General features: G+C 63.2%; 18 protein-coding genes and 1 tRNA gene. 17 read left to right on the forward strand and 2 right to left on the reverse strand.

What is annotated here, in order from left to right:
• Nucleotides 1-101: 101 nt before the first annotated feature.
• A tRNA-Arg gene (locus tag KJS28_RS03240) sits at nt 102-178 on the reverse strand.
• A 214-nt stretch (nt 179-392) separates the two neighbouring features.
• On the opposite strand from KJS28_RS03240, the gene KJS28_RS03245 reads away from it, so the two are divergent.
• The 6 genes from KJS28_RS03245 (at nt 393) to KJS28_RS03270 (ending at nt 6066) form a co-directional block, all read left to right on the forward strand.
• Nucleotides 393-1319 (forward strand): adenylyl-sulfate kinase, encoded by a 927-nt coding sequence (locus tag KJS28_RS03245; protein ID WP_213541719.1) that lies wholly within the window; start codon nt 393-395, stop codon nt 1317-1319.
• A gap of 72 nt (nt 1320-1391) precedes the next feature.
• Nucleotides 1392-2012, forward strand: coding sequence for a cytidylate kinase-like family protein (locus tag KJS28_RS03250; protein ID WP_213541720.1), 621 nt, complete (start codon nt 1392-1394; stop codon nt 2010-2012).
• A gap of 76 nt (nt 2013-2088) precedes the next feature.
• Nucleotides 2089-2862 (forward strand): SDR family NAD(P)-dependent oxidoreductase, encoded by a 774-nt coding sequence (locus KJS28_RS03255; RefSeq protein ID WP_213541721.1) that lies wholly within the window; start codon nt 2089-2091, stop codon nt 2860-2862.
• 10 nt (nt 2863-2872) lie between these two features.
• Entirely contained in the window at nt 2873-5020 is a 2148-nt protein-coding gene (locus tag KJS28_RS03260) for a SulP family inorganic anion transporter (protein ID WP_213541722.1), read from the forward strand.
• 5 nt (nt 5021-5025) lie between these two features.
• Nucleotides 5026-5637, forward strand: a complete 612-nt coding sequence (locus KJS28_RS03265) for a thiamine diphosphokinase (protein WP_213541723.1) — start codon at nt 5026-5028, stop codon at nt 5635-5637.
• A gap of 18 nt (nt 5638-5655) precedes the next feature.
• Nucleotides 5656-6066 carry a DUF4430 domain-containing protein gene (locus KJS28_RS03270; RefSeq protein WP_213541724.1) on the forward strand — a complete coding sequence of 137 codons (411 nt, stop codon included), beginning with the start codon at nt 5656-5658 and terminating at the stop codon, nt 6064-6066.
• A gap of 142 nt (nt 6067-6208) precedes the next feature.
• Here KJS28_RS03270 and KJS28_RS12880 read toward each other — a convergent pair whose 3' ends face one another.
• Nucleotides 6209-7405, reverse strand: coding sequence for a GNAT family N-acetyltransferase (locus tag KJS28_RS12880; protein WP_456341199.1), 1197 nt, complete (start codon nt 7403-7405; stop codon nt 6209-6211).
• Between the two features lie 354 nt (nt 7406-7759).
• Between KJS28_RS12880 and KJS28_RS03285 the strand changes: the two genes are divergently transcribed.
• From KJS28_RS03285 to KJS28_RS03335, 11 genes are all read left to right on the forward strand, one after another.
• Nucleotides 7760-7933, forward strand: coding sequence for a hypothetical protein (locus KJS28_RS03285; protein ID WP_213541726.1), 174 nt, complete (start codon nt 7760-7762; stop codon nt 7931-7933).
• Nucleotides 7933-8277, forward strand: a complete 345-nt coding sequence (locus KJS28_RS03290; protein ID WP_213541727.1) for a helix-turn-helix domain-containing protein — start codon at nt 7933-7935, stop codon at nt 8275-8277. The genes KJS28_RS03285 and KJS28_RS03290 overlap by 1 nt, the downstream gene beginning before the upstream one ends.
• Nucleotides 8274-9638: a phage terminase large subunit gene (locus KJS28_RS03295; RefSeq protein ID WP_228298458.1), complete on the forward strand. Its 1365-nt coding sequence runs from the start codon at nt 8274-8276 to the stop codon at nt 9636-9638. Before KJS28_RS03290 ends, KJS28_RS03295 begins: the two co-directional genes overlap by 4 nt.
• Before the next feature lie 122 nt (nt 9639-9760).
• Nucleotides 9761-11503: a portal protein gene (locus tag KJS28_RS03300; RefSeq protein ID WP_213541729.1), complete on the forward strand. Its 1743-nt coding sequence runs from the start codon at nt 9761-9763 to the stop codon at nt 11501-11503.
• Nucleotides 11500-11787 carry a ribosomal-processing cysteine protease Prp gene (locus KJS28_RS03305; RefSeq protein ID WP_213541730.1) on the forward strand — a complete coding sequence of 96 codons (288 nt, stop codon included), beginning with the start codon at nt 11500-11502 and terminating at the stop codon, nt 11785-11787. The genes KJS28_RS03300 and KJS28_RS03305 overlap by 4 nt, the downstream gene beginning before the upstream one ends.
• A 33-nt stretch (nt 11788-11820) precedes the next feature.
• Complete coding sequence (locus KJS28_RS03310) at nt 11821-12420, forward strand: hypothetical protein (RefSeq protein WP_213541731.1); 600 nt, start codon at nt 11821-11823, stop codon at nt 12418-12420.
• 63 nt (nt 12421-12483) lie between these two features.
• On the forward strand, nt 12484-13707 hold the full coding sequence (locus tag KJS28_RS03315) for a N4-gp56 family major capsid protein (protein WP_213541732.1): 1224 nt from the start codon (nt 12484-12486) through the stop codon (nt 13705-13707).
• 67 nt (nt 13708-13774) lie between these two features.
• Complete coding sequence (locus tag KJS28_RS03320; protein ID WP_021859403.1) at nt 13775-13978, forward strand: hypothetical protein; 204 nt, start codon at nt 13775-13777, stop codon at nt 13976-13978.
• 18 nt (nt 13979-13996) lie between these two features.
• The gene (locus KJS28_RS03325) at nt 13997-14371 is read left to right on the forward strand and encodes a hypothetical protein (protein ID WP_213541733.1); all 375 of its coding nucleotides are present in this window, start codon (nt 13997-13999) and stop codon (nt 14369-14371) included.
• A 10-nt stretch (nt 14372-14381) separates the two neighbouring features.
• Nucleotides 14382-16100, forward strand: a complete 1719-nt coding sequence (locus KJS28_RS03330) for a hypothetical protein (RefSeq protein ID WP_213541734.1) — start codon at nt 14382-14384, stop codon at nt 16098-16100.
• Nucleotides 16097-16822: a hypothetical protein gene (locus KJS28_RS03335; protein ID WP_213541735.1), complete on the forward strand. Its 726-nt coding sequence runs from the start codon at nt 16097-16099 to the stop codon at nt 16820-16822. The genes KJS28_RS03330 and KJS28_RS03335 overlap by 4 nt, the downstream gene beginning before the upstream one ends.

The raw sequence follows: 16822 nt of genomic DNA on the forward strand, positions 1-16822 counted from the left end.
TCCCGTTGGGGTCAGCGTTTGGGTCAGAAAAAAGAGCGGCATCCGAAATTAGCAACTTATGCAAACAAAAATCCTCGAAATCTTACGATTTCGAGGATTTTTGGCACGCCGTGAGGGATTCGAACCCCCGGCCTTCTGGTCCGTAGCCAGACGCTCTATCCAGCTGAGCTAACGGCGCTTGTCTCTTGACGACTTTGACATCATAGCACATGATATCAGGAATTGCAAGGGCTTTTTTCATTTTTCTTGAAAAAATTTTTATAGGGCCAGAGGAGGGGAAAATGTGCGCTGGACAGCGGGGGGAAGATGTGCTATAATATACGCCTAATAATATTGCATGATGGATGCAGGGAAGCGGCGAGAGAGTGCCGCAGAGAAAGGAGCCACCGGTTATGAGAGTCATTGATCTGGAGAACATCAACTATGCCATGCGGAGCGAGACGCAATTCGTGCTGCGGTGTGAGGAGGTGTTCCACGATAAGATCAGTGCGGCGGCGACCACCATTCTCTCCAACAAGGGCGAAAAGCCGCTGGTGGCGCTGACGGGTCCCTCCGGCAGCGGCAAAACCACCACTGCCATGCGTTTGCAGGAGTATTTGCAGAATCTGGGAGTCCATGTGTGCCTGCTGAGCATGGATAACTTCTTCCTGCCGCTGGATCAGCGCCCTCCGGAGGCCACCGACTGGGAATCCCCCTACTGCGTCAACGTGGAGCAGCTGGTGTCCTGCATCTCCCAGCTGGCCGACGGCAAGGAGGCGGATATCCCCTGGTACGACTTTAAGGAGGGCAAGACCGGCGGATATCGCAAGATGCAGGGCGACAAGGACGGCATCATCATTGCAGAGGGCATCCATATGCTCAACCCGCTGATCTTCGAGAAGATCCGGGGCATTGCCAACGGCATCTATGTGGCGCCCCGTACCCGTATCATCACCTATGACGACAAGATCGTCCGGCCGGAGCAGCTGCGGGTGGCCCGCCGGCTCATCCGGGACTACAACACCAGAGGCCACTCTCTGCGGGAGACGGTGGAGCGGGCGGCCAGCGTCAACCGGGGCGAGGAGAACTACATCAAGCCCTATAAGTCCAACGCCGCCATCCAGATCGACAGCTTCCACGACTATGAGCCGTGTATTCTGGCCAAGTATCTGCTGGAGATCCCCCAGTTCCGGCAGGAGCTGACGGACGAATTCATGGCGGAGAACGATCTGACGGATCTGATGAAGGTGGTGCGGGAGGTGCCGCCCCTGCACACGCCGTATGTGCCGCTGAACTCCATCGTGCGGGAGTTTGTGGGCGGCAGCTGCTACGAGTATTAAATGGTAAGAAGCAGCTCTGTGGGCTGTGAGATATGTTGTTATCCGTGCCTTTTTAGAGAGGAGAAATGAAGTATGCACAAGATCATTACCATCAGCCGTGAGTTTGGTTCCGGCGGCCGTGAGCTGGGCAAGCGCCTGGCGGAGGAGTTGGGCATCCCCTGCTACGACCACCAGATCATCGAGATGATCGCCAAGGAGAACGGCTTTGACGAGCGGTATGTGGCCAATGTGTCCGAGAAGAGCATCGAGGCCGCCTATCCCATGACCATCGGCCATCGGTTCGCCATGCCCTCCATGGAGATCATGGAGCAGCCCATTCGGGTGGCGGCGGCCCAGCGCCAGATCATCGAGAACTTCGCCAAGCAGGGGGACTGCGTCATCATCGGCCGCTGCGCCGACGTGATCCTGAAGGACTATCACCCCCTGAACCTGTTCATCTACGCCGACATGGAGGCCAAGGTGGAGCGCTGCATCCGCCGGGCTCCGGAGGGGGAGCATCTGACCCGCAACGAGATCGAGCGGATGATCAAGCAGGTGGATAAGAACCGTGCCCAGTACCGCCAGATGTACAGCGATACCAAGTGGGGCGCCAAGGAGTCCTATCACCTGTGCGTCAACACCACGGAGAGGTACATGAAGGAGATCGTTCCGGGGCTGGCCGCCTATGTGCGGTGCTGGTTCAACGAGGAATAAGCAGGACAGCGGAGACTGCCGGGAGGGAGAGCCCGCCGGCAGTCTCTCTTTGCGTCAACGGAAAGGAGCAGGCAATATGAAGCGCATTGCAGTTATCACCGGGGCCTCCAGCGGTATGGGACGCCGGTTCGCTGAGACCGTGGACACCTTCGGTCGCTTTGATGAGATATGGGTCATCGCCCGCCATGAGGCGGCGCTGGAGGGGCTGCGGGAGCAGGTGCCGTTTCCCGTGCGGCCTTTGGCGCTGGATCTGACGGACTGCAGCAGCTTTGCGACGTATGCCAAGGTGCTGACGGAGGAGCCGGTGGAGGTGGGCCTGCTGGTGAACGCCAGCGGCTTCGGAAAGTTCCGGGCGGTGGTGGATACGCCGCTGGAGGTGAACCTGAACATGGTGGACCTGAACTGTCAGGCGGTGATGGCCCTGTGTCAGCTGACGATCCCCTATATGCCGGAGGGCGGGCAGATCATCAACATCGCCTCGGTGGCGGCCTTCCAGCCCATTCCGTATATCGACGTGTACGGGGCCAGCAAGGCCTTTGTGCTGAGCTTCAGCCGGGCATTGAACCGGGAGCTGCGGGGCCGGGGCATCCGGGTCATGGCCCTTTGCCCCTTCTGGACCCGGACGGCCTTCTTTGCCCGTGCCACCGTCAACGGCGGTGAATCGGTGGTGAAGAAGTATGTGGCCATGTATGAGCCGGAGCAGCTGGTGCAGCGGGCATGGCGGGATGCCAAGCGGGGGAAGGATGTGAGCCAGTTCGGCTTTGTGGCCCGGTTCCAGACGGGACTGACGAAGCTCCTGCCCCACAGTCTGGTGATGGATGTATGGATGCATCAGCAGAAGTTGAAGTGAGGCAGCGGGGATGAGGTATCTGTTTCCCACGGGGAAGGGCTATCAGCGGAAGTGGCTGGGGCAGGACGTGCTGTCCGGCGTGGTCATTGCCGCCGTGTCCATCCCCATTTCCATGGGCTATGCCCAGATCGCCGGGCTTCCGGCGGTATATGGTTTGTACGGATCACTGCTGCCGGTGATCCTGTTTGCGCTGCTGTCTACGTCGCCGCAGTTCATCTTCGGCGTGGATGCCGCCCCGGCGGCCATGATCGGCGGTGTGCTGGGAGGTATGGGCATCGCCATGGGCTCCGCCGAGGCGGAGCGGGTGGTGCCGGTTCTGACCTTCTACGTGGGGGTATGGCTGCTGCTGTTTGCCCTGCTGCGGGCGGGGCGGGTGCTGCGGTTCGTGTCCACCTCTGTGATGGGGGGATTTATCAGCGGTATCTGCTGCACCATCATTCTGATGCAGCTGCCCAAGCTCATGGGCGGCACCGCCGGTACCGGAGAGCTGCCGGAGCTGGTGCGGCATCTGGCCGGGGTGCAGGTCCATCCCCTGTCTCTGGGGCTGGGGGCGGCGGCGCTGGTGATCCTGCTGGCGGCCAAGCGGCTGAGACCCAAATTCCCCATGGCCATCGTGGTGATGGGACTGGGGGCGCTGGCCACGGTGCTGTTTGACCTGCCGGGGCATGGCGTAGCGTGTCTGGGCGCAGTGGAGCCGGGACTTCCGGCGCTGCATCTGCCGGACTGGAGCGCTGTCAGCCTGACGGAGGGGCTGGGCAACAGCCTGCCGGTGGCGGTGGTCATCATGGCGGAGACGCTGCTGGCCGAGAGCAGCTTCGCCATGCGGGACGGCTATGAGATTCGGGACAGTCAGGAGCTGCTGGCCTTTGCGGCGGCCAATCTGGGAGCCGGCATGGTGGGCTGCTGCCCGGTAAACGGCAGCGTGTCCCGCTCCTCCATGAATGTGCAGTACCGGGGCAAGACCCAAGCGGTGTCGCTGGTGGCGGCAGCGGGGATGGCGGCGGTGCTGCTGTGGGGCAGCGGGCTGATCCGGCTGCTGCCGGTGCCGGTGCTGACGGCCATCGTTATTTCGGCCCTGCTGGGGGCGGTGGAGTTCGACATGGCCCACCGGCTGCTGCGGGCGGATCGGAAGGAGCTGGCCATTTTTCTGGCGGCCTTTCTGGGCGTGCTGGTGCTGGGGACCATCTATGGTGTGGTCATCGGCGTGCTGCTGTCCTTCGTGGATGTGATCCGGCGGGCCTCCCAGCCCAGCCGGGAGCTGCTGGGGGTCATCTCCGGGCAGCCGGGCTTCTACCCGCTGGGGCGCATGAGTCAGGCGCATCCGCTGGAGGGAGTGGCCCTGTACCGGTTCAGCGGCGGACTGTTCTTTGCCAACATCGACCGGTTCCAGAAGGATGTGGAGAACTGCGTGAAGCCCGGTATCCGGGCGGTGATCGTGGATGCCAGCGGCATCGTCAGCGTGGATCTGACCTCGGCGGAACGGCTGGTGCTGCTGTACCGGCGGCTGAAGGAGCAGGGGGTGCGGCTGTACCTGACGGAGCATATCGGACAGGTCAACGACGAGCTGCGGCGCTTCGGGGCCGGGGAACTCATCGAGGAGGGCGCTGTGCGCCGGACCTTGTATGCGGCGCTGGAGGACTGCGGCGCCGCAGAGGGCGAGGTGAAGCAGTGGATCCCGGAGGAGATGCGCCATGCGGTGCCGGAGCTGCTGCGGCAGACGCAGGAGCTGGAGTGGGCCTACGGCGAGGAAGCCCAGAGCAAGCTGGATGCCATGACGGGACAGGTTTTGCAGACGCTGGAGGAGACGAAGCCGGAGCAGCGGGAGCAGGAGCTGGAGTTCCTGCTGGAGCGGGGCCGGTGGCAGGGCGTGATCGACCGGGACGCTATTTTACAGCATCTGGAGGAGCATCTGGCAGAGCTTTCCCGGCTGCTGGAGCGGTCGGAGGATGCGGTGCTGCTGGAGCTGGAGCAGGAGCGGGAACGGGTGACGGAGGCGCTGCGGCGTCAACACCCGGAGATCGCTTCGTATCTGGCGGCTCATCGAGAGGAGCTGGAGCAGCGGTTCCAGCGGAAGTATCCAGAGGCGGCCCGGCACATCCACGAGCTGCGCCAGCGGCTGCATCAGCTGCCGGAGGATGAAACGAAGGAGCAGAGGTGACGGACATGGCGTGCTATATTTTCGGCGCAGGAGATTTTGACGGGCTGGAGGAACGGCCCGGTGCGGAGGACTATGTGATCGCCGCCGATGGCGGATACACCGCCTGCCGGAGGGCGGGGGTGGAGCCGCAGCTGCTGCTGGGGGATTTCGATTCGCTGGCGGAGGTACCGGCGCTGCCCCATGTGGAGCGGGTGCCGGTGGAGAAGGATGACACGGACATGATGCTGGCCGTCAAGCGGGGGCTGGAGCGGGGCGAGACGCTGTTCCATCTCTATGGCGGCATGGGAGGACAGCGGACGGATCACACCGTGGCCAATTTTCAGGCGCTTTTGTATCTGGCGGATCACGGGGCCGAAGGCTGGCTCCACGGACGGGGCGAGCGATGGACCGCCATCCGGGACGGCAGCATCGTGTTTCCGGCCCGTCCGGAGGGCATTTTGTCGGTTTTCTGCGTGGGGCCGGACGCTGAGGGCGTCACCATCCGGGGGGCGCAGTACCCGCTGGAGGGGGCGACCTTGACGGCCTCGGTGCCGCTGGGTGTAAGCAATCACTTTATTGGGCAAGATATTATGGTAGAGGTGACACACGGCAGTTTGCTGCTGGGGTTACATGATTAAAATTTGGAGGTAACAAACATGAAAAAGATGGTGACCGGCGTGCTGGCACTGGTAATGGTGCTGGTGATGGTGGGCTGCGGCCAGAAGGACAATGGCGTGGTAAACGGCGTGGCCAAGGACGGCGCCACCATCGGTGAGGGTGCCAAGTCCTTCACCATGGAGGTGGTGGATAAGGACGGCGGTAAGGTGACGTTCACCGTCAAGACCGACGCCGACACCGTGGGCAAGGCCCTGCTGGATCAGGGTGTCATCGCCGGAGAGGACAGCAGCTATGGGCTGTACGTCAAGACCGTCAACGGCATCACGCTGGACTATGACACCGACGGGATGTACTGGGCCTTCTATATCAACGGCGAGTACGCCCAGACCGGCGTGGACGCCACCGGTGTAGAGGATGGCGCAGTATACGCCTTCCGGGCCGAGAAATAACAAGCGGCCGGGATACCGGCCAGTGTGGAAAGACAAAACACCCCGGAGCGCTCTTATGGGAGTGCTTCGGGGGATTTTTTAATTTGGGGAAAAGGCCCGCCGCAGATACTTCTGCGGCGGGCCTTTTGGGCGGTTGTGGGGGTCAGAGGGCCTTGGTATACATCTCCTCCACGGAACCGAAGGAGGGACGCTTTCTGCCGCTGGCGGTGAAGCCGAGGGATTGATAGAACCGGATGGCAGGCAGATTGGCATCGAATACCCAAAGCAGGATGGAGGGGTATCCGGCGCTTTTCACGTCCCGCAGGACCTTCTCCAGCAGCAGCTTGCCATAGCCCTGATGCCAGTGTGCCGACAGGGAATGGATGCAGATCAGCTCGGCGGTCCCGGCCATGTCGGGCTCTCTGGCGGCGTCCCACCATGCGATACCGTGGGGCGCACCGTCCAACTCCAGAATGTATCCATGGGCGCTGCCATGGGTCAGCAGATGCTCATACATTCGGGTCACAGGCTCCGGGTCCGTATATTCGGAGAGGATGCCGGCGGGGATGATCTCCCGAAAGGCGGCTTTCCAGCTTTCGGTCTGGATGTGGGCAAGCTGCGGGGCATCTCCGGGCTTTACGCTTCGGATGTGCACAGTGTGGTTCATGAGGGCCTCCTTTGCATCTGCTGAGGGGGAAAATTTCGGGTCAGAGGGCCAGAACGGCGTCGAGACACAGGGTGAGGGCGTATTCATAGGCGCTGCCGCCCCAGTGCCGCTGGTCGTAGCGCTGGACGTCAGCAAGGCTGTCCGCTGTATAAAGAAGCATCCCCCAAGTGGCGCTGCGGAAGGCGGCACAGGCCGCAAGGGCAGAGCACTCCATCTCCGCCACGGAGCAGCCCTCGCTTTTGCGGTAGGCGACCTTCTCCTTCGTCTCACGGAAGAAGCCGTCCATGTGACGACCTCCTGATAGCGCATATGGTGGGCGAGGATGGTTTGCTCGATGGCCCGCCGGGCGGGTTCGCTGATCTCTATATAGCGGGAGGGCGGGGCGTAGTGGTAGGAGGCCCCCTCGTCCCGCAGCGCCTTGCAGGGGACAAGGAAGGTACCCTCGTCAAAGGGCGTCAGCACGCCGCAGCTGCCGGCGGAGATGATCTCACGGACCCCGTAGCTGATGAGCCAGTCCAGCAGCTGGGCCGCTGCGGCGGCCCCCACCGGGGCCTGACAGAGGGCGACCTCCTGCCCGTGGTAGGTGGTGACATAGATGGGGTAGAGCCTGGTGGCGCTGTTGAAGGTGGCGACCTGTCTGGCTCCCGCAGCGTGGGCGCAGCGGTCGATGTAGCCGCCGAGAAAGGCGAACACGCATTTCCGGGGCAGATGCAGGTCCAGCTACTCATAGTCCGGGCCGATGACGGCGGTCTGCTCCGGATCGAACTCCAGAAGCGGTATCTCGCAGGGGATGATGCCCATGGCGTGGCCCCTGAATGTGAAATCAAAGCGGGGGGATGGAGACTATGATACCACACAGGGAGGGGGACTGCAAGAGGGGCTGGGAGGGGGCTTTCCGGTGATTTGGAGCGGGATGGCGGCGATGGAGGGAGAAAATTTTGCAGGCAGCGGAGGAGAGCGGGCGAAAAATGGAGGTGTGAGACGGGAAAGGGCAACAGCGGGTGCAACAAAGGCCGGTGATCGGGGAGGGATAGGAGGGGTGAGGAGATGCGGAAGCGGTTTTATCGGGATCGGGCCGTGGCGGAGTGCGGGCTGTGCGGACGGGAGATCTGGCCGGAGGAGGGGTTTTATCAGGTGAACGGGGAGATCTTCTGCCGGGATTGTCTGGAGAGGTATGCGGAGCAATTTTTTGCGGGGTTTTTCAGAGAAGGGACTGTGTGATGGGGAAGGAAAGAAATGTGCCGTGGGAGGAGATCCTGCGGCGGAGAAAAGAGGGGGAGACGGCCCGTGCGCTGGCGGAGGAGTTCGGCGTGTCCGTGGAGAGTGTCTATAAGCGAGGGCAGCGGGAGCGGCTGGAGCAGAGGGGCAGCTTGCAGCAGGCGGCCCGGAACCTGTGCCGCAGTGCAGGGAGCATGGTGGCGCAGATGGAGGATATGGACGCCAAGGAACTCAAGGAGCTGACGGCGCTGCTGCGGGAGCTGGTGACGCTGGAGGAACGGACGGACAAGGGGCCGGAGACGGTGAAGGTGGTGCTGGCGAAGGAAGCGGAGGAGTGGAGCAGATGAGCGTGCAGGTGGTGAAGCTGGAGCGGCCCAACCCCCGGCAGGAGGAGTTTTTGAAGTGTGAAAAGAAGTATGTGGCCTTCGGCGGGGCCAGAGGTGGCGGGAAGAGCTGGGCAGTGCGGACCAAGGCAGTGCTGATGGCCCTGAAGTACCCCGGCATCCGCATTTTGCTGGTACGGCGGACCATGCCGGAGCTGGAGAGCAATCACCTGCGGTTTTTACGCAGGCAGTTGGCGGGGGTGGCGGAATACAAGGCGGTCTCCCGGCAGCTGGTGTTCCCCGGCGGCAGCGTGCTGGAGCTGGGGTACTGCGCCTGTGACGGGGATATGGATCGGTATCAGGGGGCAGAGTTCGACGTGATCTGTATCGATGAGGCCACCCAGCTGAAGGAGGAGTGGCTGCGGCAGTTTGCGGCGTGTCTGCGAGGGGTGAATGAGTTCCCCAAGAGGATGTACTATACCTGCAACCCCGGCGGGCCGGGGCATGGGTACATCAAGCGGCTGTTCATCGACCGGCGATACCGGGCGGGAGAGCGGGCGGAGGAATACGCCTTCATCCCCGCCAAGGTCACGGACAATCAGGCGCTGCTGCGGGCGCAGCCGGACTATCTGCGGCAGCTGGAGGCCCTGCCCCTGCGGCTGCGGCAGGCGTGGCTGGAGGGCAAGTGGGACGTGTTTCAGGGGCAGTTCTTTCAGGAGTTTGTGGACGACCCGGCCCACTATCGGGACAGGCGGTTCACCCACGTCATCGAGCCCTTCGACATCCCCAGAGAGTGGAGCATCTGGCGCAGCTACGACTTCGGCTATGCCAAGCCCTTTTCCTGCGGCTGGTGGGCGGTGGATCACGACGGGTGCGTGTATCGGATCCTGGAACTGTATGGCTGCACCGGGGAGCCGGATGAGGGGGTAAAGTGGACGCCGGAGAAGCAGTTTGCAGAGATCCGGCGTATCGAGGACACCCACCCGTGGCTGAAGGGACGGGATATTTTAGGGGTGGCGGACCCGGCCATTTGGGACAGCAGCCGGGGAGAGAGCATCTATGAGACGGCGCTGAAGCACCGCATCTTCTTTATGAAGGGGGACAATCGGCGGATACCGGGATGGATGCAGATGCACTATCGGATGGCCTTCGACGAGGAGGGGTATCCGCAGCTGTATGTGTTCACCGGGTGCCGGGCTTTTCGCAGGACCGTGCCGGGGCTGCTGTTCTCCGAGACGGAGCCGGAGGATCTGGACACCCGGATGGAGGATCATGTGGCCGATGAGAGCCGGTATCTGTGCATGGCCCGGCCTATCCCGCCCCGGCGGGTGGAGACGGCACTGCCGGTGCAGGACGATCCACTGAATATGCTGGCGAGGCGGTAATACCGGGAAAAATTTCCGGTGTTGCACAGGGGCGTGCAACAGGAGGGGAAACTTCCGGCGGCGGTGGGCGGAGAAGTGAGGACAGGAAAGCTGTTTTGGACAAACGGAAGGGGAGAAATGACATGAGAAAAACGCAGCAGACGGCGGGGGAGAAGCCCCGCATCGGAGAGCAGGAGGTGCGCCGGGCGGCGGAGCTTCTGAAGAAGTACCGGCAGGGGAAGGTGAATCTGGAGCGGCGTATCATCGACAATGAGCAGTTCTGGAAGCTGCGGCACTGGCCGCAGATGGAGAAGAAGGGGGAGGGGGGAAATCCCGGCGACCCGCAGCCCACCAGCGGGTGGCTGGTGAACTGCATCCTCTCCAAGCACGCAGACGCCATGGACTGCTACCCGGAGCCTACGGTGCTGCCCAGAGAACCGGGGGACCGGGCGGAGGCGGCCAAGCTGACCCGTATCCTGCCGGCCATCCTGAAGAAGAACCAGTTCAAGCGAACCTATTCCAGCGCATGGTGGTACAAGCTGAAAAGCGGGTGCGCCGTGTACGGCGTGTTCTGGGATGCGGGCAAGCTCAACGGTCTGGGGGACGTGTCCATCCGGCGGATGGATCTGCTGAACCTGTTTTGGGAGCCGGGGGTGACGGACATTCAGGATTCGGCCAACTTCTTCTCCACGGAGCTGGTGAGCCATGAGGTGCTGGAGGAGCAGTATCCCCAGCTGAAGGGGAAGCTGGGCGGCGGAGGGTTTACCGTGAGCCGGTTCCTGTATGACGATCAGGTGGATACCTCCGACAAGGCACTGGTGGTGGACTGGTACTACCACACCCGTGAGAAGGGGCGCAGGGTGCTGCAGTACTGCAAGTTCGTGGGGGAGACGGTGCTGTATGCCACGGAGAACGACCCGGAGCTGCGGGAGCGGGGGTGGTATGACCATGGGAAGTATCCCTTTGTGTTCGACGTGCTGTTCCCGGAGGAGGGGACGCCCTGCGGGTACGGGTATGTGGATCTGTGCAAATCCCCGCAGAAGCAGATCGACCTGATGAATCAGGCCATTCTCAAGAATACGCTGGCGGCGGCCACGCCACGGTTTTTCATTCGGTCGGACGGGGCGGTGAACGAAAACGAGTACGCCGATTGGACCCGGCCCTTCGTACACACCAACGGCAATCTGGGGGCGGACTCCATTGCGCCTATTCACACGGCGGGGCTGGACAGCGTGTATGTGGCCATCATGCAGAGCAAGATCGCCGAGATGAAGGAGACGGCGGGGAACCGGGACGTGGCCAACGGCGGAACGGCCTCCGGTGTGACGGCGGCCACGGCCATCGCCGCCTTGCAGGAGGCGGGGGGCAAGCTGTCCCGGAACATGATCGACGACGGGTATGAGGCGTTTTCCGATGTGGTGACGCTGGTCATCGAGCTGATCCGGCAATTTTATCAGCTTCCCCGGCAGTTCCGGCTGCTGGGGGCCATGGGCCGGGAGGAATTCGTCAGCTACGACGGGCAGGGCCTGCGGGAGCAGGTGATGGACGATGGGACGGGGGTCTGCTACCGGGTGCCGGAGTTCGATCTGGAGGTGTCGGCGCAGGATGAGAATCCCTACAAGACCATGGAGTATAACCAGCTGGCCCTGCAGCTGTTTCAGATGGGCTTTTTCCGGGAGGATATGGCGGATCAGGCGCTGCGGTGTCTGGAGCTGATGGACTTCAAGAACAAGGACCAGCTGACGGCGGCTATTTTGCAGGGTAAGCAGCAGGCTGCCATGGCGCCCCCGGCGGAGGGAGCGGCCTCCGGCGGCGGGACGGCGGTGAAGCAGTCGGCCATGGAGCGGATGCGTCAGCAGACCCATGAGGCGGTGAGGCCCCGATGATCCGGGCGGTATTCGGACGGGACCGGGTGACGGTGATGGGTCACGCCGGGTATGCTCCCAAGGGGCAGGACATCGTGTGTGCGGCGGCATCGGCGCTGGTATTTGCCCTGATCGGCAGCCTGCGGCAGGAGGAGAATCTGCGGGAGGTGGTGATCCGGCCGGGGTATGTGACGGCGGCGGCCAAGGGGCCGTGCCGGGCAGAGCTGGAGCTGGTGCGGTGCGGACTGGCGCAGCTGGCGGCGCAGTATCCCCAATGCGTAGAGGTGGAGGGGAATTGCAGATAGGGTCGTGACCTACCACGGAAAGGAGGTATCTCTATGAGAGGGGTACAGTGGATGCAGTGGTTTGCAGAGGAGGGGGTGGCCGATGAGGCGGCCCGGACGGGCGATACGGCTCCCGACGCCGGGGAGCAGGAGAATTTTGCGGCGCTGATCCGGGGCAGGTACAAGGCGGACTTCGACGCCAGAGTACAGAAGATCCTGGATGGACGGCTGCGGGGCCTGCGGCAGGAGAATGCACGGCTCCGGCAGGAACGGGAGCAGCGGCAGGAGCAGGCCCGTCAGGCGATAGAGGCCATGGCGGCACAGGAGGAGCAGGTGCGGCAGGTCTATCCGGAGTTCCGGTGGCAGCGGGAGATGGAGAACCCGGCCTTCGGACGGCTGGTGTGCGCCGGAGTGGAGCCTATGGCGGCCTATGAGGTGGTGCATCGGGAGGACATCCTGCGGCGGGCCATGGCCTACTCCGCCAAGCGGACGGCACGGCAGGCGGCACGTTCTATCGCCAGCGTGGGCAGACGTCCGGCAGAGAACGGCGGGCGGTGTGTAGGCGTGACGGGCAGCGATCCCAGAGGACTGACCTCCCGTGAACTGGCGGATATCCGCAGACGGGTCATGGAGGGGGAGAAAATCTCCTTCTGATGGGAGCGGCCACGGATGGAGCCGCAGGAAGAACACAACGAAGCGGAGAAAGGAAAGAGGAATATGGAGAAACTGTTCGATCTGCAGGTGTTTGCACAGGAGAACACCCAGACCACCGGCGGACTGTCCGCCGAGATGAAAACCTATTACGGCATGGAGCTGTTGGATAACGCCAAGCCCCAGCTGGTACACAACCAGTTCGCCGCCACCAAGCCCCTGCCTACCGGCGGCGGCAAGACGGTGGAATGGCGCAAGTTCGGCTCCTTCGACAAGGCGCTGACCCCGCTGACGGAGGGCGTGACCCCGGACGGCAGCGGCATCTCCGTCAGCTACATCACCAAGGAGCTGGCTCAGTACGGTGACTACACCACGGTGTCGGATATGCTGGATCTGACAGCCATCGACGATGTGGTGCTGGAGATCACCGATCGGCACGGCGCCAACATGGGGCTGACGCTGGATACCGTGACCCGCAATGAGATCCAGCAGGGTAAGCAGGTGCTGTATGCTCCGGCCATCGGCGCAGACGGCAGCAAGACGGAGGTCACTGCCCGTGGCGCTCTGACGGCGGCGTGCCGCCTGACCAGCGAGATGGTGGCCAAGGCCGCTACCCAGCTGAAGAAGATGAACGCACCTACCTTCGACGGCAAGTATGTGTGCATTCTGCACCCCAGTGTGGCCTTCGATCTGCGGCAGGACGAGGCGTGGATCGCCGCACATCAGTATGCCGCTGCCACGGAGCTGTTCTCCGGCGAGATCGGTGAGCTGCACGGAGTGCGTTTTGTGGAGACCACGGAGGCAAAAATCTTCCGGGGCGAGGATCTGGCACAGAACGGCCGCACCTTGCTGGTCAACGGCAAGGTGGAGAATAACGCCGTGGTGGCCTTTGACGGCGGCACCGTGGCGGCGGGCGCTCTGGCGGGCCGGTATGTGCTGCTGGGCGGTGAGCGCCGCCGTGTGGTCAGCAACACCGGCAGCAGCATGACGCTGGACAGCGCCGTGACCGCCGCCGACAACGCCGTCATCTATCCCGGCGAGGGCGGCGCCGAGGGCTGTGCCGTATACGGCTGCCTGTTCGTAGGAAAGGGCGCCTACGGCGTGGTGGATCTCAACGATGGCACGGAGGTCATCGTGAAGCCCCGTGGCTCCTCCGGCACTGCCGATCCGCTGGATCAGCGCTCCAGCGTGGGCTGGAAGGGCGTTCACGCCGCTGCGATCCTGTACGACGAGTACATCGTGCGGGTGGAGTGCGGCTCCTCCTACTCCGGGCAGGACAAGGCCAACTAAAGAGAAGCGGAAAACAGAGGGTGCGGGCGGTATCGCCCGCACCCGGCGGACGGAAAGGAGCAGGCAGATGCAGGAGAAAATGAAAACGGTGCTCATCCCCAGAGGACGGAAGAACGAGGAGAATTTCGTGCTGGTATCGGTGAATGGGCGGAACTTCAAGATCATGAAGGGCGTGGAGGTACAGGTGCCGGAGTTTGTGGCGCAGGTGCTGGAGAACGCCCGGATGATGGAGGACGATGCCCGCAGCTATGTAGACCGCATGGCCAACTGAACGGAAGGGGGAGAGAGAATGGCGACGGTCAAGCAGGTGCTGGAGCAGGTGGACGCCATGCTCCCCAACCAGTACACCACGGCGGAGAAGCGGCGGTGGCTTCTGCAGGCGGAGGGCTTCGTAGTGCGGGAGGTGCATCAGCCCCACGCAGGCGGAGAGGAGACAGAGGTGCCGCCGGAGGACGCCGGGGAGGACACGGTGCTGCTGGTGCAGCCGCCCTATGACGAGCTGTACCGCCACTATGTGGAGGCACAGATCCACTACGCCAACGGGGAGATGGAGCGGTACAACAATGCCTGTGCCGCTTGGAACAACGCCCTGCTGACATACCGGGACTTCTGGTGCCGCAGTCATATGCCCCGGCAGGGGGTGAAGGCGCTGCGGCTGATGTGAGGGGGATGGGATGTTTTTTCAGAAAATGAGCGTGCCGGTGCAGAGCACGGTGACGGTCAGCAGCTTTTTAGGGCTGGATCGGCGGGCCAGAGGGGAGCTGGGCTCCTTCCGGGAGATGGAGAACCTCACCTCCGACGGCTATCCCACCCTGACGGTGCGGCCCCGGCGTGGTCTTGCAGGGCGGGTGGAGTCCCCCGGCGGCATAGCCGCCAAGGATGCTTTGATCTGGGTGGACGGGCACACCCTGTATATCGGCGGCGTGGCCACAGAGTTGGTGCTGACGGAGGGAAGCAAGCAGCTCATTAGCATGGGCAGCTGGCTTATCGTGTGGCCGGACAAGAAGTACATCAACACCGGCGACCTCAGCCGGTACGGCAGTTTGGAGAATCGGGTGCAGACGCAGGGACAGGTGACGCTGTCTCTCTGCGGGGCCAAGGGGGCGGCGCTGGGGGACTATCTGGTCTCGGAGGAGCCGCCGGCGGACCCGGCGGGAGGGTGCCTGTGGCTAGACACCGCCGGAGAACTGCCGGTGCTGCGGCAGTACGGTGAGAGTGGCTGGAGCATCCGGGAGGATACCTATGTAAAAATAGCGGCAGGCGGCATCGGCGTGGGCTTCACCGCCGGGGACGGCGTGGTCATCGAGGGGTGCCGTGAGGAGAGCATCAACGGCAGCCATGTGCTGGAGGCGGCGGAGGACGGCGCTCTGGTGGTGCCGGGGATGATCGCCAGTCAGGCGACCCAGACGGAGACGTTGACGGTGCGGCGCAGCGTGCCGGAGATGGACTTCGTTATCGAGAGCGGCAACCGGCTGTGGGGGTGCAAGTACGGTGTGGTGGACGGAAAGGCCGTCAATGAGATCTATGCCAGTAAGCTGGGGGATTTCAAGAATTGGAACTGCTACGCCGGGCGCAGCACCGACAGCTATGCAGCCACCCGTGGCTCCGACGGCCCCTTCACCGGGGCGGCGGACTATCTGGGCAGTCCTCTGTTTTTCAAGGAGGACTGCGTCGAGCGGGTATATCCCAGTGCGGCGGGAGCGCACCAGATCGTGACGGTGCGGTGTCCCGGCGTCAGGAAGGGCAGCGGACGGAGCCTTCAGACGGTGGAGGGCGTGCTGTACTACCACGGCTGCGGCGGCGTATATGCCTTTGACGGCAGTATGCCCCAGCGGGTATCCCAAGCGCTGGGGGAGGATGAGTATCACGGCGCTGTGGCCGGAGGCGCAGACGGGAAGTACTATCTCTCGGTGCTGGACGCCGAAAATCAGCCGCAGCTGTTGGTATACGATGTGCGGCAGGGGTTGTGGCACCGGGAGGACGACCTGCGGGCGGTGGGCTTCGCCGTCAGCGGCGGCGTGCTGTACGCCATGACCGGGGCGGGGGACATTCTCGCCTTAAAGGGCGGCGGCACAGTGCAGGAAGAGCCTGTTGTATGGTGGGCGGAGACCGGCGATCTGGGACTGGATTCCGGCGAGGGAAAGTACCTGGTGCGTCTGTCTCTGCGGCTGCGGCCGGAGGAGGGCGGCGCTGTCCGGGTAGCGGTGAGCTATGACGAGGGGGAGACGTGGCAGGAGCAGGGCGGCGTCACCGGCAGCGGGCGGCTGCGGGACTGCGTGCTCCATGTGCGGCCCCGGAGGTGCCGGAGACTGCGGCTGCGGCTCTATGGCGTGGGCGGCTGCCGGGTATACAGCCTGACGGCGGTGTATGAGAAGGGAAGTGACGGCCCGTGAGCACACTGATGATGCCGCCCAGCCCTCAGGGGACGGTGCAGGAGCAGCTGGTGCGGCAGTATTCGTACCTGTTTCAGATGGCCCAGCAGCTGAATGTGGCGCTGGGACAGCTGGAGAGCGGCGGGACTGCCGCACCCTCCGGCGGCACTGCGGCCCCGGCGGCGCGGGAGCAGCAGTATCAGACTCTGAAGAGTATGATCGTCAAGACGGCGGACACGGTGCAGAGGCGTATGGATCAGCTTTCGGCCAAGCTGACGGGAGAGTATGTGGCGGCGTCGGAGTTCGGTACCTATGTGGAGCGGCTCAATGCGTATCTGGAGGCGAATCCGGAGGCGCTGACCCAGTATTACAGCTTTTTTGCCGACCTGCAGGCCAGCACGGAGACGGTGTCCGCCGCCTTTGAGCAGTACCGGGTGGAGACAGAAGGATACATCCGGACGGGCATCGTGTGCTACGACGGGGCGGTGCCGCAGTATGGCGTGGCGGTGGGGCAGAACCTCACCTGCCGGGAGGTGGACGGAGAGACGGTGGTGGAGCAGAACGACTTCCGGGCCACCTTCACTGCCAGCAAGCTGTCCTTCTGGCAGGATGCCAGCGAGGTGGCATATGTGTCCAACAACCGGCTGTATATCACCAACATCACGGTGCTGGAGGGTATGAGCATCGGGGAGTGGGAGATCTCGTCAGAGAACGGACTGGTGATCCGGTGGATGGGAGGTTGA

The sequence above is a fragment of the Vescimonas coprocola genome (genome assembly GCF_018408575.1).
Taxonomy (GTDB): Bacteria; Bacillota; Clostridia; order Oscillospirales; family Oscillospiraceae; genus Vescimonas; species Vescimonas coprocola.